This window comes from Acidovorax sp. GW101-11A03 (genome assembly GCF_059424825.1).
This window is the reverse complement of record NZ_JBWKZU010000048.1, coordinates 1-24,635: the sequence shown is the minus strand read 5'-3', so window position 1 is coordinate 24,635 and position 24,635 is coordinate 1. Positions and strand designations below refer to the sequence as shown.

The 24,635-nt window shown below is 66.5% G+C and carries 18 protein-coding genes and 1 pseudogene; 7 read left to right on the top strand and 12 right to left on the bottom strand.

What is annotated here, in order from left to right; translation table 11 throughout:
• The first annotated feature begins 39 nt into the window (after nucleotides 1–39).
• Nucleotides 40–543 carry a flavodoxin family protein gene (locus AC07Z7_RS18385; protein ID WP_494767185.1) on the top strand — a complete coding sequence of 168 codons (504 nt, stop codon included), beginning with the start codon at nucleotides 40–42 and terminating at the stop codon, nucleotides 541–543.
• Here AC07Z7_RS18385 and AC07Z7_RS18380 read toward each other — a convergent pair.
• Entirely contained in the window at nucleotides 540–1,511 is a 972-nt protein-coding gene (locus AC07Z7_RS18380) for a class I SAM-dependent methyltransferase (RefSeq protein ID WP_494767184.1), read from the bottom strand. The two genes, AC07Z7_RS18385 and AC07Z7_RS18380, sit on opposite strands and share 4 nt — an antisense overlap.
• A 95-nt stretch (nucleotides 1,512–1,606) precedes the next feature.
• Entirely contained in the window at nucleotides 1,607–2,719 is a 1,113-nt protein-coding gene (locus AC07Z7_RS18375; RefSeq protein WP_494767183.1) for a GlxA family transcriptional regulator, read from the bottom strand.
• Between the two features lie 183 nt (nucleotides 2,720–2,902).
• Here AC07Z7_RS18375 and AC07Z7_RS18370 point away from each other — a divergent pair, with 183 nt between their 5' ends.
• Nucleotides 2,903–5,260 carry a penicillin acylase family protein gene (locus tag AC07Z7_RS18370; RefSeq protein ID WP_494767195.1) on the top strand — a complete coding sequence of 786 codons (2,358 nt, stop codon included), beginning with the start codon at nucleotides 2,903–2,905 and terminating at the stop codon, nucleotides 5,258–5,260.
• 124 nt (nucleotides 5,261–5,384) lie between these two features.
• Here the strand turns inward: AC07Z7_RS18370 and AC07Z7_RS18365 are convergent, their stop codons facing one another.
• Nucleotides 5,385–6,845, bottom strand: a complete 1,461-nt coding sequence (locus tag AC07Z7_RS18365) for a sigma-54-dependent transcriptional regulator (protein WP_494767182.1) — start codon at nucleotides 6,843–6,845, stop codon at nucleotides 5,385–5,387.
• On the bottom strand, nucleotides 6,842–8,695 hold the full coding sequence (locus AC07Z7_RS18360) for a sensor histidine kinase (protein WP_494767181.1): 1,854 nt from the start codon (nucleotides 8,693–8,695) through the stop codon (nucleotides 6,842–6,844). Before AC07Z7_RS18360 ends, AC07Z7_RS18365 begins: the two co-directional genes overlap by 4 nt.
• Before the next feature lie 197 nt (nucleotides 8,696–8,892).
• Here AC07Z7_RS18360 and AC07Z7_RS18355 point away from each other — a divergent pair, with 197 nt between their 5' ends.
• Together AC07Z7_RS18355 and AC07Z7_RS18350 are read left to right on the top strand one after the other, a co-directional pair.
• The gene (locus AC07Z7_RS18355; protein WP_494767180.1) at nucleotides 8,893–9,588 is read left to right on the top strand and encodes a DUF4166 domain-containing protein; all 696 of its coding nucleotides are present in this window, start codon (nucleotides 8,893–8,895) and stop codon (nucleotides 9,586–9,588) included.
• Nucleotides 9,589–9,604: 16 nt separating this feature from the next.
• Complete coding sequence (locus tag AC07Z7_RS18350; protein ID WP_494767179.1) at nucleotides 9,605–11,101, top strand: TIGR01777 family oxidoreductase; 1,497 nt, start codon at nucleotides 9,605–9,607, stop codon at nucleotides 11,099–11,101.
• A gap of 20 nt (nucleotides 11,102–11,121) precedes the next feature.
• Here AC07Z7_RS18350 and AC07Z7_RS18345 read toward each other — a convergent pair whose 3' ends face one another.
• Both AC07Z7_RS18345 and AC07Z7_RS18340 read right to left on the bottom strand, forming a co-directional pair.
• Nucleotides 11,122–11,739, bottom strand: coding sequence for an NUDIX domain-containing protein (locus AC07Z7_RS18345; RefSeq protein WP_494767178.1), 618 nt, complete (start codon nucleotides 11,737–11,739; stop codon nucleotides 11,122–11,124).
• 8 nt (nucleotides 11,740–11,747) lie between these two features.
• A complete protein-coding gene (locus AC07Z7_RS18340) occupies nucleotides 11,748–12,158 on the bottom strand; it encodes a DUF4406 domain-containing protein (protein WP_494767177.1) in 411 nt (136 codons plus the stop codon).
• Between the two features lie 75 nt (nucleotides 12,159–12,233).
• Between AC07Z7_RS18340 and AC07Z7_RS18335 the strand changes: the two genes are divergently transcribed.
• Complete coding sequence (locus AC07Z7_RS18335) at nucleotides 12,234–12,995, top strand: DeoR/GlpR family DNA-binding transcription regulator (protein ID WP_494767176.1); 762 nt, start codon at nucleotides 12,234–12,236, stop codon at nucleotides 12,993–12,995.
• A gap of 8 nt (nucleotides 12,996–13,003) precedes the next feature.
• Here AC07Z7_RS18335 and AC07Z7_RS18330 read toward each other — a convergent pair whose 3' ends face one another.
• Complete coding sequence (locus tag AC07Z7_RS18330; RefSeq protein ID WP_494767175.1) at nucleotides 13,004–13,909, bottom strand: LysR substrate-binding domain-containing protein; 906 nt, start codon at nucleotides 13,907–13,909, stop codon at nucleotides 13,004–13,006.
• 147 nt (nucleotides 13,910–14,056) lie between these two features.
• Between AC07Z7_RS18330 and AC07Z7_RS18325 the strand changes: the two genes are divergently transcribed.
• Complete coding sequence (locus AC07Z7_RS18325; RefSeq protein WP_494767174.1) at nucleotides 14,057–15,022, top strand: DMT family transporter; 966 nt, start codon at nucleotides 14,057–14,059, stop codon at nucleotides 15,020–15,022.
• Nucleotides 15,023–15,115: 93 nt separating this feature from the next.
• Here the strand turns inward: AC07Z7_RS18325 and AC07Z7_RS18320 are convergent, their stop codons facing one another.
• Nucleotides 15,116–16,537, bottom strand: coding sequence for an aspartate kinase (locus tag AC07Z7_RS18320; RefSeq protein WP_252660774.1), 1,422 nt, complete (start codon nucleotides 16,535–16,537; stop codon nucleotides 15,116–15,118).
• 713 nt (nucleotides 16,538–17,250) lie between these two features.
• On the opposite strand from AC07Z7_RS18320, the pseudogene AC07Z7_RS18315 reads away from it, so the two are divergent.
• Nucleotides 17,251–17,511: pseudogene (locus AC07Z7_RS18315) on the top strand (helix-turn-helix domain-containing protein); the annotation flags it as partial.
• Between the two features lie 100 nt (nucleotides 17,512–17,611).
• Here the strand turns inward: AC07Z7_RS18315 and AC07Z7_RS18310 are convergent.
• The 4 genes from AC07Z7_RS18310 to aceE form a co-directional block, all read right to left on the bottom strand.
• A complete protein-coding gene (locus AC07Z7_RS18310) occupies nucleotides 17,612–18,649 on the bottom strand; it encodes a hypothetical protein (RefSeq protein ID WP_494767173.1) in 1,038 nt (345 codons plus the stop codon).
• 207 nt (nucleotides 18,650–18,856) lie between these two features.
• Nucleotides 18,857–20,707, bottom strand: a complete 1,851-nt coding sequence (lpdA, locus tag AC07Z7_RS18305; protein WP_494767172.1) for a dihydrolipoyl dehydrogenase — start codon at nucleotides 20,705–20,707, stop codon at nucleotides 18,857–18,859.
• A gap of 19 nt (nucleotides 20,708–20,726) precedes the next feature.
• A complete protein-coding gene (gene aceF / locus AC07Z7_RS18300; protein WP_494767171.1) occupies nucleotides 20,727–22,406 on the bottom strand; it encodes a dihydrolipoyllysine-residue acetyltransferase in 1,680 nt (559 codons plus the stop codon).
• A 19-nt stretch (nucleotides 22,407–22,425) separates the two neighbouring features.
• Nucleotides 22,426–24,635: pyruvate dehydrogenase (acetyl-transferring), homodimeric type (gene aceE / locus AC07Z7_RS18295; RefSeq protein WP_494767170.1), on the bottom strand; the 2,210-nt coding region annotated here is incomplete at its 5' end.

Below are 24,635 nucleotides of genomic sequence, written 5' to 3'. Positions count from 1 at the left end.
CGGCAGCCCGCCCTCTTCCCCAGCGACTATGCTGCGCGCATGCCCGCCACCAAAACCCTGCTGATCGTCTACCACTCCATGACTGGTGGCACGCGCCAGATGGCCGAGGCCGCCTGCGCCGCCGCCCGGGCGGCCGAGCCCACCGTGGCCGTGCGCTTGCTGCATGCTGCAGAGGCCCACCCAGCCGACGTGCTGGCGGCCGATGGCTACCTGTTTGCCACGCCCGAGAACCTGGCGGCCATCAGCGGGCAGCTCAAGGACTTTTTTGACCGCTGCTATTACGGCGCGCTCGACCAGATCAATGGCCGCCCCTATGCCCTGCTGGTCTGTGCAGGCAGCGACGGGCAGAACGCAGCGCGGCAGATGGCGCGCATCGCCACGGGCTGGCGCCTGAATGCGGTGGCCGAGCCGCTGATCGTGTGCACCCATGCGCAGACGCCCGAGGCCATCCTGGCGCCCAAACACATCGGCGCGGACGACCTGGCGCGCTGCCAGGCGCTGGGCGAGGCCCTGGCGGTGGGGTTGGCGCTAGGGGTTTTCTAACCCTGGGTGATCGGTTCCAACTCAGGCGCCTGGTACACCAGCACCTTGAGTGCACGGCCGGGCTCCACATCGGCAAACACGGCCGGGTTGGCCACGCGTTCGACAAACTGCAGCTCGGGCGCCAGTTCGCGCATCTGGTCCTGCAAAAAGTCCACGCCCAGTTCGGGCGCGTTCAGGCACAGCAGCGCGTGGCCGCCGGGGGCCAGCAAATCGGGCAGGCGGCGCATCAAGCGCGCGTAGTCCTTGGTGGCCACAAAGCTGCCCTTCTGGTAGCTGGGCGGATCTACGATGACCAGGCCATAGGGCCCGCTGCGTGTGATCTTGCCCCAGCTGCTGAAGATGTCGTGCGGCAAAAAGGCGGCGCCCGTGGTGATGCCGTTGAGCTGGTGGTTCTGCTGCCCGATGCCAATGGCGCCGTGGCTCATGTCCACGTTGACCACCTGTTTGGCGCCCGCCTGCAGCGCCGCCACCGAAAACGCACAGGTGTAAGCAAACAGATTGAGCACCTTGAGGCCGTAGCGGTCTGCACTGCGTGCTGCCGCGTAGTCACGCACCCAGCGGCGGCCTGCGGCCATGTCGAGGAACAGGCCGTGGTTCTGCCCGCGCAGCACATGCACCCGGTAGCGTGCCCCGGCTTCGGTGACGATGTGCGGATCGGGCACGGCACCGGCCATCAGCCGCGTCTCGCTGCGGCCCTCGATGCGCAAAGCCTCGCCCCGGTGCTGGAACACCCAGTTCAGCGGCTCGCCGGCCGGGGCGATCTGCGCCCACCGGGCCTCCAGCGCGGCGCCGATGGCGGCCAACTCGTCCTCGGTGGCGGGCGCAAAACTCGTCAGCACCCACACGGGCGGATAGGCGTCCAGCACCCACTGCTCTGCCCCAGGGTGCCACCCGCCCCGGCCATGGAAGATGCGCTGCGCCTCGGTGGGCAGGGGCATGGTGGCGATGGCGTCGAGCAGGGCTTGCATGGAGGGTGGAAGTTGGGTGGTCTGAAAAAATCAAGCAAAAAAGGCTGTTACCGCCTTCTACATATGCCTTGATAGCTACGAATTCGATAGCGCCATCAATTATCGCCGTTTGTGTTGGTGCCCAGCCATTGCTTGCGTGTGGTGCGCAGCCGAAAGCGCTGGCGGTACGCCCCCGGGGTGGTACCGCTCACGCGGTGGAAGATCTTGCGAAAGCTGCCCGTGTCGCTGTAGCCGCACTGCTGCGCCACGGCGTCCACGGTGAGGTAGGTGGTCTGCAGCAGCGCCTGGGCCTGGGCGATGCGCAGGCGGTGCAGGTAGTCCTGTGGGCTCTCGCCATACACCTGGGCAAACCAGCGCAGCAGCGTGCGCGGGCTGGTGGCGGCGGCGCGGGCCGTGGCCTGCAGGCTGTAGGGCTCGTTGCGGTGGTCCTGCAGCCAGCGGCGGGCCTGCTCCAGGCTGCCCGCGCCCATGGGGGCACCGGTGGGCGTTTCCATGGTAGCGGTGGCCGTGAGCTGGCGCGGTGCATCGAACAGCAGCACATGCGATGCGGCCTGGGCCAGTTCGGCAGCGGGGGTGTGGGCCAGCAGGTCCAGCACCACGGGCAGGGTGTCCTGCGGCGCGGCCGATGTCCAGACGGGGCCGTCGCGCAGCCAGGGTCTGTCGCGCTGCCAGGCCACCTCGGTCGGGGGTGAATGGCCCTGCGCGCTGGCCTGAGCGCTGGTGCCCGACTGCAGCACGATGGACGGCGCAAACGCCCAGGGCAGCGCTACCTGGCGCCCGGCCAGCAAGCCGCAGTCGGCCAGCAGGCTGGAGCCATTGAACAGCGCCGCCACCACCCCGCCGCCCGCTACATGGGCGCGCAGCAGGTCGCCAAAGTATTGGTGGTGGCGGTGGCTCACCTCGCGCAGCTGGGGCCCGGTGGGCACCAGCCAACCGGGGATGACGATGGCGTGCAGGTGGCCTTGCAGCGCCCCGCTGTCGGGCACAGGCGGCGGCGCGGCGCCGTCCTCGCCCGGTGCCAGCAGCCAGTGCCAACGCACGGGCGCCTGGGCGCCACCTGCCCGCATAGCGGCCAGCATGTTCATGGCACGCAGGGCATCCACCACCGCAGCGGCCGTGCTGGCAATGCTGCCCGGCCCCCAGACGATGCCCACGTTCACCCCCAGGGGCGACGGGGTGGCGGGGGCTTCGGGTTGGTCTCTAGGCATGGTGGCGATATTGCCATTGTTTGTGGCCAGACTGCCATCGTGTCCAGATGTTACCCGGCAGTAGCATGGCGGCGCGAACAACAGCGCCCTGCCCTGGCCAAGACCAACGGCAGGTACCACACGACACGACGCGACACCTGGAGACACCCACCCATGCAACAGAAAACCGGCCTGCCCACAGGCATGACCCGCGCCCGCACTCCGCTTACCACCCTGGCCGCCGCGAGCGCCGCCCTGGCCCTGGCGGGCTGCGCCGGCACGCCCGTAGGCACCAGCGGCAAAAGCAGCAGCGTGACCATCGAGCGCACCACCTTCGGCATCCCGCACATCACCGCGCAAGACCCGGAGACCCTGGCCTACGGCGTGGCCTATGCCTATGCGCAGGACAACGTCTGCATGACGGCCGACCAGCTCGTGACCGCACGTGGCCAGCGCAGCGCCCACTTTGGCGCCAAGACCATCGGCCTGCTGGGCCGCCGCTACATTCCCAACGAACAGATCGACCTGTTCATGGCCGCCCACATGGACGACGCCCTGCTTGCGCGCAGCTGGGCCCGCACCAGCGCCCAGGTGCAGAGCATGGCGCGCGGCTACGTGGCGGGCTACAACCGCTATCTGGCCGACAACGCCGCCACCCTGCCCGACGCCTGCCGGGGCAAGCCCTGGGTGCAGCCCATGACGCTGGCCGAATACCGCCGCATGGCCGAGGTGGTGGCCGTGCAGGCCGGCATTGCCGCGCTGGCCGATGGCATGCTGGGTGCGCAGCCCCCTGCCGCCAAGGCCGCCCAGGCACCCGCCCCTGAAGTGAATCTGGCCGATGCCGCCCAGGCCATGCGCGACGTGGGCCTGCTCGACTCGCCCCTGGGCTCCAACGCCTGGGCCTTTGGCAAGGACGTGACGGCCAACGGCAGCGGCATGCTGCTGGGCAACCCCCACTTCCCGTGGAGCGGCCCCAACCGCTTCTACGAGATGCACCTCACCATCCCCGGCCAGATGGACGTGATGGGCGTGGGCATCGGCACCTACCCCATGGTCTCCATCGGCTTCAACAAGGACGTGGCCTGGTCACACACCGTGTCCACCGGCAAGCGCTTCACGCTGTACGAGCTGGCCCTGGTGCCGGGCGACGCCACCAGCTACCTGGTGGACGGCAAGCCCGAGAAGATGACCGCCCGCAAGGTCAGCGCCCAGATCCCCGGCGCCGATGGCCAGCCCCAGACCCGCGAACACACCGTGTGGAGCACCCGCTGGGGCCCGCTGGTGGTGGTGCCCCGCGCGGGCCTGGGCTGGACCGACAAGACCGCCTACGCCCTGCGCGACGCCAACACCGGCAACACCCGCATGATGGACGCCGCCCTGGCCTTTGCGCGCGCCACGTCGGTGGGCGAGATGCACAAGGCCCATGCCTCGCTGGGCCTGCCCTGGGTGAACACCCTGGCGGCCGACCGCCACGGCCGCGTGCTCTACACCGACACCAGCGTGGTGCCTGATGTGGACGCCGCCCAGCTGGAACGCTGCGCCCCCAGCAAACCCGCCGCCGCACTGCGCGGCGCAGCGGGCCTGGTGGTGCTGAACGGCGCACGCGCCGACTGCGCCTGGCGCGAAGACAGCGCATCGCCCGTGCCTGGCCTCATCCCCACGAGCCGCATGCCCGTGGCCCTGCGCAATGACTGGGTGCAGAACAGCAATGACAGCTTTGTCTACACCCACCCCGCGCTGAAGTTTGAAGGCATCTCGCCCCTGGTGGGCGACGCCAGCCTGACCCGCCCCCGCACCCGCGCCAGCCTGGCCGAGATCCCTGAGATGCTGGGCCGGGGCAAGGTCACCTTGCAGGCCATGCAGGACCAACTGTTCCAGAACCGCAACTTCATGGCCCAGGTGGTGGTGCCCGACCTGCTGGCCGCCTGCGACAAGGCGCCCACGGCCGAATCCCGCGACGGCTGTGCGGCCCTCAAAGGCTGGGACCGCCGCAACAACGTCGATGCCCGCAGCGCCCATGTGTTCCGCGAGTTCTGGCGCACCGCGCGCAACATCCCAGGCGTGCACCGCGTGCCCTTTGATGCCCAGCAGCCCGTGGCCACCCCGGCGGGCCTGAAGATGGACGACGCCGCCACCGCCGCCAAGGTGTGGGAGGCGCTGGACGGCGCCGTCAAGGCCATCCGCACCAGCGGCTACACGCTCGACGCCACGCTGGGCAGCGTGCAGCGCCCGGCCATCACCGAAGAAGCCATCGCACTGCACGGCGGCGAGGAGTTTGAAGGCGTGCTCAACAACCTGGGCCGCCAGGAGCCCGCGCCCATCAACAAGGCAGGCCTGCGCATCGACTACGGCACCAGCTACGTGCAAACCGTGACCTTCGACGCCAAGGGCCCGGTGGCCCAGGCCATCCTGACCTACGGCCAGTCCACCAACCCCGCATCGCCCCACGCCAACGACCAGATGCGCGAGTTCTCGGCCAAGCGCTGGCACACCCTGCCCTTCCACCGCGACGACGTGGTGAAGGCGCGCGTGGGCGAGCCGCTGCAGCTGGTGCGGCCTTGAGCGGCTCCACGGCCTGGAAATTTGAAGGTTTTTAGGCCGTTACCGCGCGTCCATCATGCCTTGATAGCTATCAAAACATGAGCAAATGCCTCTGCCCGCTTCTCGCTGCGGGCGGGGGCCGGGCTCAGCGAAGCCCCAGCCGCGTGAGCTTCTTGACCAGACCCACACGCGAGATGCCCAGGCGGCGGGCGGCTTCGGACTGGTTGCCGCCTGCGGCGGCCAGGGTGTCGCGCACCATGCGGGTTTCCAGCTCGGTCAGGGCGGCGTCCAGCGGGCCGGTGCCTGCGGGGGCTGGGGAGGTTTCAGTGCCGGGTGTCGGAGCCTCGGTCGCCATGTCGCCGCTGGCCAGTTGCAGCAGGGGCGCGTCCACCTCGCGCTCTAGGGGCATCAGCAGTGCACCGGCAGATTCGACCACTGCTTTCAGCTCGCGCACATTGCCGGGCCAGTCGCGTGCCATCAGCCAGGCCAGGGCGTCGGCCGACAGCCGGGCGTTGTGTGCCACGCGGTGCAGAAAGCGCGTGGCCAGCAGCGGAATGTCGGCGGGGCGCTCGGCGAGTGACGGGGTGCGCAGCACCACGCCCTTGAGGCGGTAGAACAGGTCTTCGCGGAAAGTGCCTTCGCGCACCATGGCCTCCAGGTCGCGGTGCGTAGCGGCCACCACGCGCACGTCGGCGCGCTTTTGTGCGCGGCCGCCCACGGGCACGAACGTGCCCTCCTGCAGAAAGCGCAGCAGCTTGACCTGCATGGGCGGGGGCATTTCGCCCACTTCGTCCAGAAACAGCGTGCCGCCGTGCGCGGCCTCCACCAGGCCCGCCTGGTCGCGGTAGGCGCCGGTGAAGCTGCCCTTCATGTGGCCGAACAGCTCGCTCTCCAGCAGCTCGGCCGACAGCGCGCCGCAGTGGATGGCCACAAAGGGCGCGGTACGGCGGGCGCTGTGGGCATGCAGGGCGCGGGCCACCAGCTCTTTGCCCGTGCCCGTGGGGCCCAGCACCAGCACACTCACCTGGGTGGGCGCCACACGGCGCACCAGCGCGCGCAGCTGCACCGTGGCCGCCGCCTGGCCCACCAGACCCATGTCATCCAGCCCCTGCGCATCCAGCGCCTGCCCGGCCCGCAGCGTTGCCAGCTCACCATCCAGGCGGGCCTTTTGGAGCCCGCGCGCCACCACAAAACGCAGCATGTCGGGGTCGATGGGTTTGGTGAGGAAGTCCCAGGCGCCCAGTTCGGTGGCGCGCAGGGCCAGCGCGTGGTCGCCATGGCCCGTCAGCACCACCACGGGCACGGGGGCAAAGCGCGGGATGAGTTCCAGCCCCCTCTCGGGGTCCATGTGCGGGGGCATGGCCAGGTCCAGCAAGACCAGCTCGGGGCGGCGCTGGGCAAAGGCGGCCAGGGCCTGCGCGCCATCGCCCGCCAGCGTGACCTCGTGGCCCAGGTTGCGCAAGAAGGCGCCGCCCAGGCGCTGGAAGGCGGCTTCGTCGTCCACCAGCAGCACATGGCCGTGGCCTGGCGCGCTGGGGGTATCAGCGCCACCCGCGATGCTCTGCGCAGGCGGGTGGCCGGAGGGTTCGTGGAAGGCTTGGTTCATGCGGCGGGTGTGCGGGGAAAGCTCAGCGTGAAACAGGTGCTCCAGGGCGCACGCTCGGTCAGCGCCACCGTGCCGCCGTGGGCCGCCATGGTGCGGGCCACGATGGCCAGGCCCAGCCCGGTGCCGCCCGGGCTGCGCGAGGCAAAGGGCTCAAACAGCCGGTCGCGGATTTCGGCGGGCACGCCGGGGCCTGCGTCGCACACATGCAGCAGCACGGTGGTGGCGGTGGTTTCGGCGTCGATGTGCACGTGGCTGTGGGTGTGGGCGGCTTCAGGGGCATCTGCATCGTTGGCGGGGGCGGTGGCCATGCGGGCGTTTTCAAACAGGTTGGTCAGCGCCTGGTCCACGCGGCGCGGATCGGCCTGCAGCCACAGTGGCTCGCTCAGCCCCGGTCCGAAGCTCACATCCGGCAGGCGCAGGGCGGCATTGCGCACCTGGGCTGTCAGGTCGATGGTGCTGGGGGCCAGCGTCCAGGGCTTGGCAAAGTCCAGCAGGTCGTGCGTGAGGTGCGCGATGCGGGCCACCTGCTCGGCCACTTCGCGCCGCGTGTCGCTGGGGGCGGCCGCGACCGCCATGGAGATGATGTTCAGCGGGTTGCGGATGTCGTGCGCCACCGTGGCCGCCAGGGCGCCCAGCTCGGCCAGGCGGGCCTGCAGCTGGCGTTCGCGCTCGCGGGCGGCAAACTGCTGGGCCTGCTCCACACGCTCGGCAGCCTCGGCCACCACGGTGCCAAACAGCTCGGCCACATGGCGCGGCCCGGGGGGCGCGGCATCCCAGCCTTGCAATGACACAGTCCAGCCCTCGCTGGCACGGCCACACACCAGCTGTGGCGTGCTGCTGGCGGCGGGCGGGGCATCGCCAATGTGGACCTCGACCTGCGTGCCGGTGCGTGCGCTGAGCAAGGCGGCGGCCTGTTCGCCCAGGGCCTGGGGCGTTTCGGCCGACCCCAGCGTGCGGCGCCAGGCGGCCAGGTCAGCGGCCGACACCTCGGCGCCTGGGTACACCAGCCGCTCGGCCACGCGCCGCACGGGGCCGTTGAGCGCGAGCACACTGGCCGCCACGGCCAGGCCGCCCAGCCAGCGCGATTCCAGCGGCAACAGGGGCGTGAGCGCCACCACCACCAGCCCCACTACAACCCCCAGTACCAGCAGCAGCGCCCACACCAGGGCACGGCGTGCCCAGGCGTTGGCCACAAACACCCCATAGCGCAGGATGCCGTACACCAGGATCAGCGAATAAAACGGCAGGCCCAGCAGCGGAAACGGGTAGATCGGCCAGTCCAGCACCGCAATGCCGTAGCCCGCCAGGCACAGCAGGCCCCACAGGCACGACGCGGTGACGGCCGCAATCTGCCGGAACTTCTGCCCATCGCCCAGGCGGCGAGCGCGCAGCAAGGCGTGCAGCAGCACCCACACCCCGCCGATACCCAGGATGACCCAGGCCATGCTGGCCACCACCCCCACCTCATCAGCCACCGCAATCCAGCCGATGTCGCGGTGGTGCACCAGGTGCGCGGGCACCAGCAGGATGGAAACCACCGAGGCACCACCGCCCAGCGCATAGGCCGCCGCCACACCCCAGCGCCCCAGATCCACACGGCAGAACACGGTGCAGAAGTGAAAGAACAGCGCCGACGTGAAGGGCGCCGTGGCCAGCAGGCGCATGGCCACCGGTTCTGTTTCAGGGCCGATCCAGTTGGGCAGCTCGTTGCCCACCATCCACATCGAAATGCCGGTCAAGAAGGCCGCCAGCAGCCGCGCACCCGCTACTCGGTCGGCCCAGGCCAGCAACAGGGCGGCCAGCACCAGCGTCTCAAGAACCGAAAACCCGAGGACGGCGTGGATCAGCATGCAAGAACCGATGGGGTGGGAGCGCTGGGCATGGCGGGGACCTGTTCCTGGAGTTAACGGTTTGGGCTGCGCGCACTGTAAACCAAGTATGCAGGTCGGTCTGCGGATTTCAATGAAATCAAGCACTTGCAGTGCATTCAGCACCTGGCCCGGGTTTCGCAATAGGGAGTGCAACCGCCACTCTTGCCCAACCCGCCATGTTTGCCCTGTTTACCCCTGCGCCCCGCCCTTGCGATGTCGCCCCGGCCCATCCGGCCCCCGCGCTGGACCTGCGCGCCATGGTGGGCGCCGCAGCCTGGGCGTGCCTGCCCGCCGCTGTACAACGCCGCTTTGGCACCGCACATGCCGATGTGGCCTATGAAGGCCAGATGGACCTGCGCTGCTCGCTGGTGGGCCATGTCTATGCCGCGCTGACCCGGGCTTGGGGTGGCCCACTGACCCATATCAACACCACCGCCCTGCCCGCCACCGTGCGCGTGAGCGGCAACGGGTGCGGTGGCGTGGTGTGGGAGCGCTGCTTTCACACCGGCGCCGCCAGCGGCGCGGGCCGCACCGTGCGATCCACCAAGGAGCTGGGCCCCGACGGGCGCCTGCTGGAGCGCACCGATGGGGGCCTGGCCATGTCGCTGGAGGTGCTGGAAGAAGACGGCGCGCTGGTGTTTCGCAGCCGCCGCTTCTGGTGGGTGCGGGGGCGCCTGCGCATCCCCGTGCCTGCCCTGCTGACCCCGGGCACCTGCCGCGTGGCGCACACCGACCTGGGCGACGGGCAGTTCCGCTTCACGCTGAGCATGGTGCACCCCTGGTGGGGGGAGACCTTCCACCAGTCCGGGGTGTTCACCGACCCCTGCACCGAACCCGCCAGCCCTGACTATTCTTCTTTGAACGCACTTTGAACAAGGACACCCGACCATGAGTGCCATGACCCCCGTTTTTATGCTGCTCTCCGTCCAGGCCGCCATGGGCGCGTTTGACAACTGGTGGCACCACGAGCTGCAGGCCCGCCTGCCCCATCGCCCATCGGCCCGGTATGAGCTGGCGCTGCATGCGGCGCGCGAGGCGATCTATGGCGTCGTCTTTTTCGGGCTGGCCTGGTTTGCATGGCATGGCGCCTGGGCCGCATTGATCGCGGCGCTGTTGCTGACCGAGCTGGGTATCACCCTGGCGGATTTTCTGGAAGAAGACCGCACCCGGCGCCTGCCCCCGCTGGAGCGGGTGCTGCACACGCTGCTGACCATCAGCTACGGCCTGTTCCTGGGGCTGATGGCGCCCGTGCTGTGGAGCTGGCTGCAGCAGCCCACCGCCCTGGTCGTGGCGCCCCATGGCTGGGTGTCGTGGCTGTTTACCGCGTTTGCGCTGGGGGTGTGGGCCTGGAGCGTGCGCAACCTGCGCGCCGTGTTGCGCCTGCGGCGTGCGGCGGCAGCACCTGCAGCCCAGCCCCAGGCGGTGCCGGGCGACAGCCAGCACCACACCGCCCCCGCCACGCTGGTCACCGGCGCCACGGGTTTTGTGGGCAGCGCCCTGGTGGCGCAGCTGCTGCAGGGTGGCCAGCGCGTGATCGTGCTGACGCGCGATGTGCTGCAAGCCCGCGCCAGCCTGGGCCCGGGCGTGTGGGCGGTGGACACGCTGGATGCGATCCCGCCAGAAACCCGCATCGACGCGGTGGTCCAGCTCGCCGGGGCGCGGGTGCTGGGCATGCCCTGGACGGCTGCGCGCAGGCGTGTGCTGTTGGCCAGCCGGGTGGACACCACCATGGCCGTGGTCGCGCTGATGCGGCGCCTGCACCACCGCCCCCGGGTGCTGGTCAGCGCATCGGCCGTGGGGTTCTATGGCGCATCGCCCAACGCCTCGATGGAGCCGCTGGATGAGAACGCGCCACCGCGCCCGGGCGAGTTCCAGTCCGACCTGTGCGCCGCCATCGAGCACGAGGCCCGGCGCGCCGAAGCACTGGGTGTGCGCGTGGTGCGCCTGCGCCTGGGGGTGGTGCTGGGCAACGGCGGTGGTGCCTACCCGATGCAGGCGCTGAGCGCCCGGCTGGGCCTGGGCGCCGTGCTGGGGCATGGCCGCCAGGCCGCGCCGTGGATCCACCTGGCCGATGCGCTGGGGCTGATCCGCTTCGCACTGGCACGCAACGATGTGCAGGGGCCCATCAACGCGGTGGCGCCCGGTGCCGCGTCGCAGCGCGGCTTTGTGCAGGCCCTGGCCGCGTCATTCGGGCAGCGCGTGTGGCTGACCATGCCCGCCGCCCCGTTGCGCTGGGCGCTGGGTGAGATGTCCACCTTGCTGCTGGACGGGCAGAACGTGGTGCCCCAGGCGGCGCTGGCCCTGGGTTACCAGTTCGTGCACCCCGATCTGCCAGGTGCCCTGCGGGACCTCGCAGGAACTCGCACAGAGACTGAGGCGCGGTAATGCAGCGGCCGGGTGGCAGGCTACGGCGCCCGGCCCCACCCCAGCGCCACATGCTGCAGCAGCATGATGGTCTTGCCGTCCTGGATCGCGCCGTTGGCAATGCCTGCCAGGGCGTCGGCCAGCGGCATCTCGATCACCTCAATGTCCTCACCCTCCCCCTCCAGGCCGCCCCCGCTGCGGATGCGGTCGCCGGGTTCGTATTCGGCGATGAAGAAGTGCAGCTTCTCCGTCACCGATCCCGGGCTCATGTACGCCTCGAACACCTTGCGCGGCTGGCGCACGCGGTAGCCGGTTTCTTCCTCGGCCTCGCGGCGGATGCAGGTTTCGGGGTCGTCGCCGTCAAGCAGGCCCGCGCAGGTCTCAATCAGCAGGCCGTCGGCGCAGCCATTGAGAAAGGCTGGCAGCCGGAACTGGCGCGTGAGCACCACCATGCTGCGGCGCGGGTCAAACAGCAGCAGTGCGGCGCCATTGCCACGGTCGTAGGCCTCTCGGCTCATCGTCTGCCATTGGCCGTCGCGCCTGCGCAGTGAGCAGGTGACCTTGCGCAGCACATACCAGTTGTCGGAGAGCACCTGCACATCCAGCAGCTTCACGTGCTCGGTGCGGGCGTTCAGCTCGGCGATGGGGATATCGGGCATGGGGCGGGTCATGCGGCGTGCCCCTGGTTGCGGACCGGGCGCAGGGGCAGCTCCTCCACATGGTGGAACACCGGGAGCCCGCGTGCGCGGGCCTGGGCCACATCCATGTCCGCGCCACGCGAAGCGCCAGGCAAGCGCAGCACTGCATCGCAGCGCGCCAGCAGACGCTCGGCCACGGGGTATTGGTAAGCGTGGAAGACCGCGTCGCCCGGCTCACGCCCGCCCGCCGCATGGATGATGGGCAGGGCCAGCCACTCGCCCAGCAGGGGCAGATGGCCGCGTTCGTAGATTGGCAGTGCGGCCGCCTCCAGGCGGGCCCGGTTGGCGGCGATGCGGGTGGGGTCTCCGTCGGTGCCCGAGAGGTAGGGGCCGGCGATCAGCACCAGCAGAGGGAGGTCAGTGTCAGGGGCGGCGGACATGGTGTTGCACAATTTAATATAAGCAATATCATGCACAAACATGCAAATTCGTGCAATCTTCTTTTGTAGCCCCCCATGCTGACCACCCAACGCAAGCAATTCCTGCTCGACCGCCTGCGGCAGGACGGACAGATCGTGGCCAAGGCCTTCAGCGAAGAGCTGGGCATTTCGGAAGACACCGTGCGGCGCGACCTGCGCGAGCTGGCTGCCGAGGGCCGCTTGCAGCGTGTGCACGGCGGCGCCCTGCCCGCCTCGGCCGCAGTGGGCAGCTTGCAAGTGCGTGAGCAACTGGCCCCTGAAGACAAGCGCTCCCTGGGCCGCGCCGGGGCCGCCCTGGTGTTGCCCGGCCAGGTGGTGATCCTGGACGGGGGTACCACCTCACTGCAGGTCGTGCAGCACCTGCCGCTGGACTTGCGCGCCACCGTGGTCACGCACAGCCCGGCCGTTGCCGTGGCGCTGGCCGGGCACCTGCAGGTGGAGGTGCTGGTGCTGGGGGGCCGGCTGTTCCGCCATTCCATGGTGAACGTGGGAGCCAGCGTGGTCGAGGCCGCAGCCCAGTTGCGGGCCGACCTGTACCTGATGGGCGTGACCGGTGTGCATGCCGAAGCCGGCCTGACCACGGGCGATTTTGAGGAGGCCGCCGTCAAGCGTGCCCTGCACCAGCGGGCGGCAGAGACGGTGGTGCTGGCCTCGCTCGACAAGCTGGGCACGGCATCGCCATTCAGTGTGGCCCCGTTGCGCGAACTGGCCGCGCTGGTGGTGCCTGCCACCACGCCGCAGGCCTTGCGCAAAAAGCTGCAGGCCGGTGGCGCCAAGGTGGAGGTTGCTGCAGGCTGATCAGGCCATCAGACAGTAGCGGTGCCAGCGCCCAGGCGCAGATGTGAGACCAGGGCTGCAGCAAAGCCCGTCAGTACCGCCCCCTTGCGCACGCAGATCTGCAGATCACGCTGCGCCCAGGGTTCGTCCAGCTCCACCAGCACCGGCGGTTCGCTCAGGCCCGCCACCTGCAGGGCCGCCCCCCGGGGCACCAGCCCGATGCCCACGCCCGCGCCCACCATGCGGCACACGGCCTCGAAGCTGCGCACCTGGATACGCACGTCAAGGTGCCGCCCCAGCGCGGCGGCGGCGTTGGTCGTGAAGGTGTGGATGGCCGAGCCCGCGTGCAGCATCACAAAGGCCTGGTCCAGCACCTCGGCAAAACCCACACGACCGCGCCCTGCCAGCGCATGGCCTGCGGGCACGATAAGCACCAGGCGGTCCTGCCGGTAAGGTGCCAGCTCCACCCCGGCGCCCGTGCCGCTGTCTGCCAGCACGCCCACCTCAATCTCGCCGTTGGCCACGGCGACCATAATCTCGGCGCTGGTGCGCTCTTCCAGGCTCACGCTGACCTGGGGATGCCGCTTGAGGAACCCCGCCAGATCGTCGGGCAAAAAGGTGTGCGTGGCATGCGTGTTGGCCCACAGGCTCACATGGCCGCGAATGCCGGTGGCAAAGGGCGAGAGATTGGCATGCATCTGCTCGATGCTGGCCAGCACCTGGCGGGCGTTGCGCAGCAGGGCCTCGCCCGCCCGGGTCAGCGCCACGCCGCGCGTCTGGCGCTCGAACAGTGAGGTGTTCAGCGCCTCCTCCAGCCGCCGCAGCCGGTGGCTGGCCGACGACGGCGCCAGGTAGGCACGCGCGGCGCCCCGGGTGAGGTTGCGCTCTTCGGCAATGGCGACAAAAAGGCGCAGGTCGGTGAGGTCGTAGTTCAAGGCGGCTCCTTGCGTTCGTATAAAACGAATGCACGCTTGCTGGATCAACAATTGTGCCGTGCTGTATGTGGGTGCAGGATCCTTGCCATCCAATAAAAAGCACGCAAATCGTTCGGCCCAGCCGCATGAAATGCACGAACCCACTCCATGCCCTGGAAAAACTGGTCCTCCGAACGCCTTGGTCTTGCCCTCGCCATCCTGGCGGCGCTGGGCTTCTCCTTCAAAGCCATCTTTGTAAAACTGGCCTACGCCGTGCCCCAGGCCGTGCCAGTGGACTCCGTCACCCTGCTGTGCCTGCGCATGGCGTTTTCGGTGCCGGTGTTCGCCTGGGTGGGCTGGCGCGCCAGCCGCCACCTGGCGCCGCTGCAAGGGCGCGACTGGCTGGCCATTGTGGCGCTGGGCCTTCTGGGCTACTACGGCGCGAGCATCCTCGACTTCATCGGCCTCCAGTACATCACCGCCAGCCTGGAGCGGCTGATCCTCTTCACCTACCCCACGCTCACCATCGTGATCGGGGCGCTCTTCATGGGCAAGAGCGCCTCGCGGCGCGAGCTGGGCGCGCTGCTGCTGTCCTACGCAGGCATTGGCCTGGCCTTCGCGCACGACTTGCATGTGGCGGGCGACACGCGAGCCGTGCTCATCGGCGCGGGCTTCGTGTTTGGCTCGGCCGTGTCGTATGCGTTCTACCAGGCGGGCAGCGAGCCCGCCATCCGGCGCATGGGTGCGGCGCGCTTCACGGCACTGGCCATGCTGGTCTCCACCGGTGCCACGCTGCTGCATTTTGTGGTGTCGCAGCCTGTGGGCGCACTGGTGCAGCCCGCGCCGGTCTACCTGCACGCGCTGGGCATGGCCGTGTTCTCCACCGTGTTGCCGGTGTTCATGACCTCCGCCGCCATCCGCCGCATTGGCGCCTCAAAGACCGCACTCGTCGGTACGCTGGGCCCCATCCTCACCATCTTTTTTGGCGCCTGGCTGCTGGGTGAGCCCCTGTCGGCCTGGCAACTGGGGGGCGCCGCCCTGGTGCTGGCGGGGGTCTTGCTGATCAGCAAAATCAGCATTCAAACAGGCTTTCTGCGCCTGATGGACAAGACTTTTTTGCTATATAAAAAGTAGCAACATATCTTCTACACTCAACCCCCCAGGGCAAACAAGGACGCAAAAAAGCCCGCACGGGGCGGGCGTGGGCCGAGCGCAGAAGCCTTTTTCTCAGGCGCGCGGAACAGGTGCGCCGGAGTTCACGCACAGCGCCATGTTCAGTGCCTTGATGGCGGTCTTGTAGTCCTCGCGTTCAATCACGAACTGCATGTTCACCTGCCGCAGGGTCTGCGACACGCAGTTCACGTTGACCTGCGCATCCGCCAGCGCCTGTGCAGCCTTGGCCAGCACGCCGGGGATGCCGATGTTGGAGCCGATGGTGCAGACGATGGCACTGGGCTTGATCGTCACGACCTGGTAGTCCTCCTGCAGCTGCGCCACCAGCTCGGGCGTAACCTGGCTGTCCCACACCAGGTGCGCGATGGAGTTGGCGTTGGTCGCCTTCAGGATGTAGCTCACCTCGTGCTTGCAGAACACGTTCATCAGGCCCGCATCGAAGCCCACGGTGCCCACCATGCTGGGGTCATGGATCTCGATCAGCGTGACCTTGTCGGTGCCGGTCACGATCTCCACGCGGGCGCGCTCACCCACGAAGTCCTTGGTGATCAGCGTGCCGGGGTGGTCGGGCTCGAACGTGTTCTTCAGGCGGATCGGGATGCCTGCCAGCTCCATCGGCTTGGCGGCCTTGGGATGGATGGCTTCCATGCCCACGTCGGCCAGCTGGTCGGCCACGTCGTAGTTGGTGGCGCCCACCACGATGGCGTTTTCCAGGCCCACCAGGTTGGGGTCGGCGGACGACAGGTGGAACTCCTTGTGGATCACGGCCTCGGCGGGGCGCACTTCCACGGCGATCTTGCTGAACGTGACCTCGGAATAGCCCCGGTCAAACTCGCGCATGATGCCTTCGGTGCCCTTGGTGTAGCCGGTGGCCACCACCACCTTGTCGCTCAGGTCCAGGCCCTTGAAGCTTTGCGCAATCCGCTCGTCAATGGTCCAGGCTTCGTTGTCGTCAAAGCCGGCCAGATCCATCAGCACGGCCTTCACGCCGTTGGCCTTGAGGATCTCGACCGAGTTGAACGCGCTGTGCGACTCACCAATCGAGGCCAGCACCTCGCGTGCGGCCAGCAGCACATCGTGGCGGCTCAGGTAGCCGCTGGCCAGCACATGCTGCATGGCGCCCAGGTATTCGCGCGCCTGGCCAATGCGCTGGTCGATGAAGGCATCGGCCACATCCAGCGGCAGGCCCAGTTCGGCGTAGCCCGCGTTGAGCTTCTTCAGGCTGGTGGCCAGGTTGACCAGCGCATCCTGGTAGCCTTTGCCTTCGGCAAACAACGCATAGATACCACGCTCGCCCGTCTTCTTATGCTCCAGCAACTGGTTGGTCACACCGGAGTAGGCAGACACCACATAGATCCGGCCATAAATGCGCTTGGGATCGTGCAGCATGATGTGGCGCAACACATCGCCAAAGGCGGTCATGGAAGTGCCGCCGATCTTCTCGACAGAGATCTTGGAGTTTTGAACGTCTTGCATGGGCAGGTTCAGGGGAACAAAAAGGTTGGAAGGCCGGAGGGGTGTTCTGCCAAGGGGCTCAGCGGCAGGAAACCCTCTATTTTCCACGACTTTTTGCCGGGGTACCTTGACGCAGGCCATCTCGATCGGGCGCTGTCCGCGCAAGCGTGGCATGAACCCGCAAAAGAGGCGCACGACCATGCGCCGATTCAACATCAAACTTGGGAGGTGACAGCGTGTGCGGAAGGCGCTGTGGATGCCTCTTCGACCTCCAGGCCCCACGGGTCCAATCCTCGACAAACAACTCCCAGGGTGCCGGGCCCGGTCAGAACCCTTGCCACTGTGCACGGCTTGGCGATGACGCGGCTGGACGCTGTCGGGGGAACAGGCCGTTGATGATGTGCCTTGGCCAGGTCTTCGGCTGGCAGTGTCGCGCACTGAGGACGGACGGCGGCACTTCGCGACGAGGAGGTCATGTCCCCAAACTGAGCGATTCCTGTGACCGCCTAGCGCAACGTCGTCAGGAGCCAGACATCCTCAACAACTGCTCTCGCGGCACCGCTTTGCTGAACAGAAAACCCTGCGCGAACTGACATCCTTCCGCCGCCAAGAAATCGGCTGTTGATTCATTTCCAAAGTTGGGCCATTTCGAGGCCCGTTCAAGTTGAAATCTGAGCCACGTTGCCGCTCTATCGTGCTGAGTTTTCCAGCACGGGGGAGCAGGAGTGATCAACGTGAGCACATTGAGCAAGTTGCGCCGCCTCGTGCTGAGGCAGGACGTGTCGGTGCGCGAGGCCAGCCGCAGGCTGGGCATCTCGCGCAACACAGCCACCAAGTGGCTCAAAGACGGGCAGATGGTCGAGCCCCGATACCCGCAGCGGATGCCGAGCCCCAGCATCCTGGACTCGTACAAGGAGCAGTTGAGCCAATGGCTCAAGGCCGATAGCCATCGCAGCAAACGCGATCGGCGCGGGAGCACGCCGACGTTCGGGGCTGCATTGTGCTGGCGATTGGTTTGTTGACCCCTAAAAAGCAAGGCAGTAACTCGTTAACCCAATTTCATCAGAAAGTCTCATTGGTTGAACCGACTGGCAATCACTCCTTAGTGCCAAGCCGCTCACTCACCCTGGTGCTGAATACGTAGAGCGCAAGCAAAGTGATCATGCCCACGCGCACTACCGCGTCTTTGCCCAAGGTGGAACCGTAGTCATTGAGTGTGATGCACCAAGCCACTGTAAGCATCAAAGCATAGGCCCATTGCCCGAGTCGGGAGCCTATTGACAAAAGCATCCCGCTGAAAGCAAACAAGAGGCCCGTCAAAGGATAAAAGAGCAGCGTGTCAGAGAAACTCGCAATAACTAGCGCGCTTCCCAAAACACACATAAGCCCCCCCAGCAGGCGCGGTGGAGACTCGGGGGCGGACTCACTAGGCCGTACGAGTCGAACCAGCCACACCAGCGACGCGAAGATCAATACGGTCAGGATGCCTTGTTTGCCCAACGCCCCAATCCTTGCATGCTCTTTTACTGGCGGTGTGTAACTCACTTCGCCACCGAATACACGCAGGCGCAAACGATGGGTTTCCAGTGTTTTGGGGGCGAACGCTCGGCTCATGTAGATGTTGACTTGCGTCTCGAGGTTCACCTTGTATAGAAGCAGCATGCCGTCCATCACATGCACATCATGGGTCGAGCCATTGATCTTTATTGACTTTCTTGAAAAGCTTCCGCTTGTCGAAAGTACCCGCTTGTGCCGACCATAGGTGTTAAGGTCTTCGCCGCAGCGCTTGTATGGTTCCTGGGGACATTCCAGACGGAGATAAAAGTACCCTTGCTTCTCAGCCAGGATGTCCGACTTTCGCAGTTCCCGCCCCACGTAATCCACAACGATTGACAGGGGCCATTGCTCTCTGGTTGCAGTCACGGCGCCTAACAGCACGTCTTGGTCAGGCTCCACCTGGGCAATGGATGACGCATCTATCTCTTTGCCCCATACCTTTTCCAGCAGAAGTTTCGGTGGTTTTTGAGGATTTGCAGGGAATGGTTCACGGAAGATGCCGTCACTGGCAGCCAGTGCCATCCCCACTAGCGCGCTTGCGAGCATTGCGGCGAACACCTTAAACGTGCAACCCATCTATGTCCTCCCTCGCTAAGTCATTTTGTGTAATAGCCCCAAACACGGGCAAGTTTCAAACATGCTACAGACGCTCCCACTCTGGTGGACAGTGGACGCCCAGCGCGATCTAAAAAATCGGTAAAAAAGCCGCGCAGCCCCTACGGGATGTGCGCGGCTAGTTACTGGATCAGCAGCAATTTCAGTAGCTCATCGACTCACTTTGGCTCACTTCTTCTGCGGCGGCACATCCGTGCAAGAACCATGCGCAATCTCCGCCGCCATGCCGATGCTTTCGCCGAGCGTCGGGTGCGGGTGGATCGTCTTGCCGATGTCCACCGCATCGGCGCCCATCTCGATGGCCAGGGCGATCTCACCAATCATGTCGCCCGCATGGGTGCCCACGATGCCGCCGCCCAGGATCTTGCCGTGGCCATGGGCCTCGGGCGAGTCATCGAACAGCAGCTTGGTCACGCCTTCGTCGCGGCCGTTGGCAATGGCGCGGCCAGAGGCGGTCCAGGGGAATAGGCCCTTCTTGACCTTGATGCCTTGGGCCTTGGCCTGGTCTTCGGTCAGGCCCACCCAGGCCACTTCAGGGTCGGTGTAGGCCACGCTCGGGATGACGCGGGCATTGAAGGCGGCAGCGGCCAGCTCCTTGTTGCCCTGCAGTTCGCCCGCGATGACTTCTGCCGCCACGTGCGCTTCATGCACCGCCTTGTGCGCCAGCATGGGCTGGCCCACGATGTCGCCGATGGCGAAGATGTGCGGCACGTTGGTGCGCATCTGGATGTCGACGTTGATGAAGCCACGGTCCGTCACGGCAACGCCAGCCTTTTCGGCGGCGATCTTCTTGCCATTGGGCGTGCGGCCCACGGCCTGCAGCACCAGGTCGTACACCTGTGGCTCGGGGGCGGTGCCGCCCTCTTCCGCTGGCGCAAAGGTGACCTTGATGCCTTCGGGGGTGGCTTCGGCGCCCACGGTTTTGGTCTTCAACATGATGTTGTCGAAGCGCTTGGCGTTCATCTTTTGCCAGATCTTGACGAGGTCGCGGTCGGCGCCCTGCATCAGACCGTCCATCATCTCGACCACATCCAGGCGCGCGCCCAGGGTGCTGTACACGGTGCCCATTTCCAAGCCGATGATGCCACCGCCCAGAATCAGCATGCGCTTTGGCACTTCCTTGAGCGCGAGTGCGCCGGTGGAATCGACCACGCGCGGGTCGTCAGGCATGAAGGGCAGGCGCACGGCCTGGCTGCCAGCAGCAATGATGGCGCGCTTGAAGGCGATGACCTTCTTGGTGCCCGTCTTGTCCTGGCCGGTGCCGGTGGTTTCTTCCACTTCGAGGTGGTTGGCTCCAATGAAGGCACCATAGCCGCGCACGGTGGTCACCTTGCGCATCTTGGCCATGGCGGCCAGGCCGCCGGTGAGCTTGCCGATGACCTTTTCCTTGTGGCCACGCAGCTTGTCGATGTTGACGGCGGGGGCGCCAAAGTCCACGCCCAGGTCGGCCATGTGGCTGACTTCGTCCATGACGGCTGCCACGTGCAGCAGCGCCTTGGACGGGATGCAGCCCACGTTCAGGCACACGCCGCCCAGGGTGGCGTAGCGTTCGACGATGACGACCTTGAGGCCCAGGTCAGCAGCACGGAAGGCGGCGCTGTAGCCACCAGGGCCGCCACCGAGCACGAGCACGTCGCAGTCCAGGTCAGCCGTGCCTGCAAAGTTGGATGCTACTGGATTGATAGCTACTTGGGCTTGCTGGGCAGGCGCAGAGGCCGTTTTTTGTTCAGGAACGGCGGGTGCTGAGGCTGCGGCAGGTGCTGGCGCTGCCGCGCCTGCGCCCTGGACTTCCAGCGTCAGCACCACTGAGCCTTCGGCGATCTTGTCGCCGAGCTTCACTTTGAGTTCCTTCACCACCCCAGCATGGCTGGAGGGGATCTCCATGGAGGCCTTGTCGGACTCCACGGTGATCAGGCTTTGTTCGGCCTTGATGGTGTCGCCGGGTTTGACCAGCACTTCGATGATGGCCACTTCGGCGAAGTCGCCGATGTCGGGCACCTTGATGTCGATGATTGCCATGGTGTGTCTTGCCCTTTCGTTACATCACGATGCGGCGGAAGTCCGCCAGCAGCGAGGCAAAGTACACATTGAAGCGTGCGGCGGCCGCGCCATCGATCACGCGGTGGTCCCAGCTCAGGCTCAGGGGCAGCATGAGGCGCGGTGCGAACTGCTTGCCGTCCCACTTGGGCTCCAGGCTGCTCTTGCACACGCCCATGATGGCGACTTCTGGCGCGTTGATGATGGGCGTGAAGTAACGGCCACCGATGCCGCCCAGCGAGCTGATGGAGAAGCAGCCACCGGTCATGTCGGCCGGGCCCAGCTTGCCGTCGCGCGCCTTCTTGGCCAGGTCGCCCATCTCTTGCGAGATCTGGACGATGCCCTTCTTGTCGGCGTCGCGGATGACGGGCACAACGAGGCCGTTGGGCGTGTCGGCCGCAAAGCCGATGTGGAAGTAGTTCTTCATCACCAGCTGGTCGCCGTCGAGCGAACTGTTGAACTCGGGGAACTTCTTGAGCGCGGCCACGGCGGCCTTGATCATGAAGGCGAGCATGGTGACCTTGACGCCACTCTTCTCGTTCTCCTTGTTGAACTGCACGCGGAAGGCTTCAAGGTCGGTGATGTCCGCGTCGTCGTGGTTGGTGACGTGCGGGATGACAACCCAGTTGCGGTGCAGGTTGGCGCCACTGATCTTCTTGATGCGCGAGAGATCCTTGCGCTCCACCGGGCCGAACTTGGTGAAGTCCACCTTAGGCCAGGGCAGCAGATCCAGCCCGACGCCGGAGCCGCTGGACCCGCCTGAGGCCGCTGCAGGCGCCTTGGCGGCCTGGGCCTTGGTCTGCACGGCGCCTGCCATCACCTGCTTGGTGAAGGCGGCCACGTCGTCCTGGGTGATACGGCCCTTGGGGCCCGTGCCCTTGACCTCGTCGATAGGCACGCCCAGTTCGCGGGCGAACTTGCGCACCGAAGGCGATGCGTGGGGCAGTCCTGCGGTGGGCGTGCCGGGCTGGTGTGCTGGAACGGGCACCGAGGCGGTGGCAGCGGCGGGTGCTGCGGCAGCCACTGCAACTGCAGGAGCAGCCACGGGGGCAGGTGCGGGCGCAGCCGCTGCAACGGGTGCGGCGGCCGGTGCTGCAACAGCAGCCGCGCCTTCCAGAATTGCCACCAGATCACCGATGTTGACGGTGTCGCCAATCTTGACCTTGAGTTCCTTGAGCACGCCAGCGGCGGGCGATGGGATCTCCATGGAGGCTTTGTCGGACTCGACGGTGAACAGGGATTGTTCGACCTTGATGGTGTCGCCGACCTTGACCAGCATCTCGATGACGGCCACGTCCTTGAAGTCGCCAATGTCGGGCACGCGCACTTCGACCGGGCCAACAGCCGCAGGGGCCGCAGCAGCAGGAGCCGGTGCTGGCGCCGCCACCGGGGCGGGCGCGGGAGCAGCTGCGGCAGGAGCCGGTGTTGCTGCAGCGCCCGCGTCAGCAGACTCCACCACGGCGATCACTGAGCCTTGTTTGACCTTATCGCCCAATGCAATCTTGAGTTCCTTGACCACGCCAGCGTGGCTGGATGGGATCTCCATCGACGCTTTGTCGGATTCGACGGTGATGAGCGACTGCTCGGCCTTCACGGTGTCGCCCACCTTGACCAGCAACTCGATCACGCCCACTTCGTCGAAGTCCCCGATGTCCGGGACTTGAATGTTGACCAATGCCATTGTTCTGTCTCCGTTCGTTTTATGCGTAGAGCGGGTTGATCTTGTCTGCATTGATGCCGTACTTGGCGATCGCCTCGGCCACCTTGGTGACGGGCAGCACACCGTCTTCGCTCAGCGCCTTGAGGGCGGCCACAACAATGTAGTGGCGGTTCACCTCGAAGTGCTCGCGCAGCTTGCTGCGGAAGTCGCTGCGGCCAAAGCCGTCCGTGCCCAGCACTTTGTAGTTGCGACCCTTGGGGATGAAGGGACGGATCTGCTCGGCATAGGCTTTCATGTAGTCGGTGGATGCGACCACGGGGCCAGTACTGGCACCCAGTTGCTGCGCCACAAACGGCACACGCGGCGTTTCCAGCGGGTGCAGCAGATTCCAGCGGTCGGCGTCCTGGCCTTCGCGGGTGAGTTCGTTAAAGCTTGGGCAGCTCCACACGTCGGCCTGCACGCCCCAGTCGGCCGCCAGCAGCGTTTGCGCGGCCAGTGACTCGCGCAGGATGGTGCCGGAGCCCAGCAGCTGCACGCGCTTGTCGCCTTCGGCGCCGGGCTTGCACAGGTACATGCCCTTGATGATCTGCTCTTCGGTGCCCGCCGTGAGGCCCGGCATGCTGTAGTTCTCGTTGAGCAGCGTGATGTAGTAGAAGACGTTCTCTTGCTGCTCGACCATGCGCTTCATGCCCTGGTGCATGATCACCGCGACTTCGTGGGCAAAGGTGGGGTCGTAGCTCACGCAGTTGGGGATCGTGTTGGCCAGGATGTGGCTGTGGCCGTCTTCGTGCTGCAGGCCTTCACCGTTCAGCGTGGTACGGCCCGAGGTGCCGCCCAGCAAGAAGCCACGCGCCTGCATGTCACCCGCCGCCCAGGCCAGGTCACCAATGCGCTGGAAGCCGAACATCGAGTAGTACACATAGAACGGCACCATGATGCGGTTGTTGGTGCTGTAGCTGGTGGCGGCAGCGATCCAGCTGGCCATGCCGCCCGCTTCGTTGATGCCTTCCTGCAGGATCTGACCGGCCTTGTCTTCCTTGTAATACATCACCTGGTCGCGGTCGACCGGGGTGTAGAGCTGGCCCTTGGGGTTGTAGATGCCGATCTGGCGGAACAGGCCTTCCATGCCGAAGGTGCGGGCCTCATCCACCAGGATGGGCACCACACGCGGGCCCAGGGCCTGGTCGCGCAGCAGTTGCGTGATGAAGCGCACATAGGCCTGCGTGGTGGAGATTTCGCGGCCTTCGGCCGTGGGCTCCAGGATGGCCTTGAAGGTGTCGAGCGCAGGCACGGTAAAGCTCTCGTCGGCCTTCACGCGGCGGTGCGGCAGGTAGCCGCCCAGGGCCTTGCGGCGCTCGTGCAGATACTTCATCTCCGGCGTGTCGTCAGCCGGCTTGTAGTAAGGGATCTCGGCCAGCTGGCTGTCAGGCACCGGGATGTTGAAGCGGTCGCGGATGTACTTGATGTCTTCGTCCGACAGCTTCTTGGTCTGGTGCACGGTGTTCTTGCCTTCACCGGCCTTGCCCATGCCATAACCCTTGACAGTCTTGACCAGCAGCACGGTGGGCTGGTTCTTGTGCTCGTTGGCGGCGTGGAAGGCGGCATACACCTTGGCGGGCTCGTGGCCGCCACGGCGCAGCTCGAAGACCTCTTCGTCGGTCATGTGCTCGACGAGCTTGAGTGTTTCGGGGTACTTGCCGAAGAAGTTCTTGCGCACGAAGGCGCCATCGTTGGCCTTCATGGCCTGATAGTCGCCGTCCAGCGTTTCCATCATCAGCTGCTTGAGCTTGCCGCTCTTGTCGCGGCGCAGCAGCTCGTCCCAGCCATTGCCCCACAGCAGCTTGATCACGTTCCAGCCCGCACCACGGAACTCGCCTTCGAGTTCTTGCACGATCTTGCCGTTGCCCCGCACGGGGCCGTCCAGGCGCTGCAGGTTGCAGTTGATGACAAACACCAGGTTGTCGAGGTTTTCACGCGCGGCCAGGCCGATGGCGCCCAGGGATTCAGGCTCGTCCATCTCGCCGTCGCCACAGAACACCCAGACCTTGCGGTTGGCGGTGTCGGCAATGCCGCGGGCGTGCAGGTACTTGAGGAAGCGGGCCTGATAAATCGCCATCAGCGGGCCCAGGCCCATGGACACCGTGGGGAACTGCCAGAACTCGGGCATCAGCTGGGGGTGGGGGTAGCTGGACAGGCCCTTGCCGTCCACTTCCTGGCGGAAGCTGTCGAGCTGTTCTTCGGTCAGTCGGC

Bases quoted from the DNA above. Each gene is read 5' to 3' on its own strand.
- AC07Z7_RS18385 (WP_494767185.1), top strand. From the start codon at position 40: ATGCCCGCCACCAAAACCCTGCTGATCGTCTACCACTCCATGACTGGT.
- AC07Z7_RS18380 (WP_494767184.1), bottom strand. From the start codon at position 1,511: ATGCAAGCCCTGCTCGACGCCATCGCCACCATGCCCCTGCCCACCGAG.
- AC07Z7_RS18375 (WP_494767183.1), bottom strand. From the start codon at position 2,719: ATGCCTAGAGACCAACCCGAAGCCCCCGCCACCCCGTCGCCCCTGGGG.
- AC07Z7_RS18370 (WP_494767195.1), top strand. From the start codon at position 2,903: ATGACCCGCGCCCGCACTCCGCTTACCACCCTGGCCGCCGCGAGCGCC.
- AC07Z7_RS18365 (WP_494767182.1), bottom strand. From the start codon at position 6,845: ATGAACCAAGCCTTCCACGAACCCTCCGGCCACCCGCCTGCGCAGAGC.
- AC07Z7_RS18360 (WP_494767181.1), bottom strand. From the start codon at position 8,695: ATGCTGATCCACGCCGTCCTCGGGTTTTCGGTTCTTGAGACGCTGGTG.
- AC07Z7_RS18355 (WP_494767180.1), top strand. From the start codon at position 8,893: ATGTTTGCCCTGTTTACCCCTGCGCCCCGCCCTTGCGATGTCGCCCCG.
- AC07Z7_RS18350 (WP_494767179.1), top strand. From the start codon at position 9,605: ATGAGTGCCATGACCCCCGTTTTTATGCTGCTCTCCGTCCAGGCCGCC.
- AC07Z7_RS18345 (WP_494767178.1), bottom strand. From the start codon at position 11,739: ATGCCCGATATCCCCATCGCCGAGCTGAACGCCCGCACCGAGCACGTG.
- AC07Z7_RS18340 (WP_494767177.1), bottom strand. From the start codon at position 12,158: ATGTCCGCCGCCCCTGACACTGACCTCCCTCTGCTGGTGCTGATCGCC.
- AC07Z7_RS18335 (WP_494767176.1), top strand. From the start codon at position 12,234: ATGCTGACCACCCAACGCAAGCAATTCCTGCTCGACCGCCTGCGGCAG.
- AC07Z7_RS18325 (WP_494767174.1), top strand. From the start codon at position 14,057: ATGCCCTGGAAAAACTGGTCCTCCGAACGCCTTGGTCTTGCCCTCGCC.
- AC07Z7_RS18320 (WP_252660774.1), bottom strand. From the start codon at position 16,537: ATGCAAGACGTTCAAAACTCCAAGATCTCTGTCGAGAAGATCGGCGGC.
- AC07Z7_RS18310 (WP_494767173.1), bottom strand. From the start codon at position 18,649: ATGGGTTGCACGTTTAAGGTGTTCGCCGCAATGCTCGCAAGCGCGCTA.
- lpdA (WP_494767172.1), bottom strand. From the start codon at position 20,707: ATGGCAATCATCGACATCAAGGTGCCCGACATCGGCGACTTCGCCGAA.
- aceF (WP_494767171.1), bottom strand. From the start codon at position 22,406: ATGGCATTGGTCAACATTCAAGTCCCGGACATCGGGGACTTCGACGAA.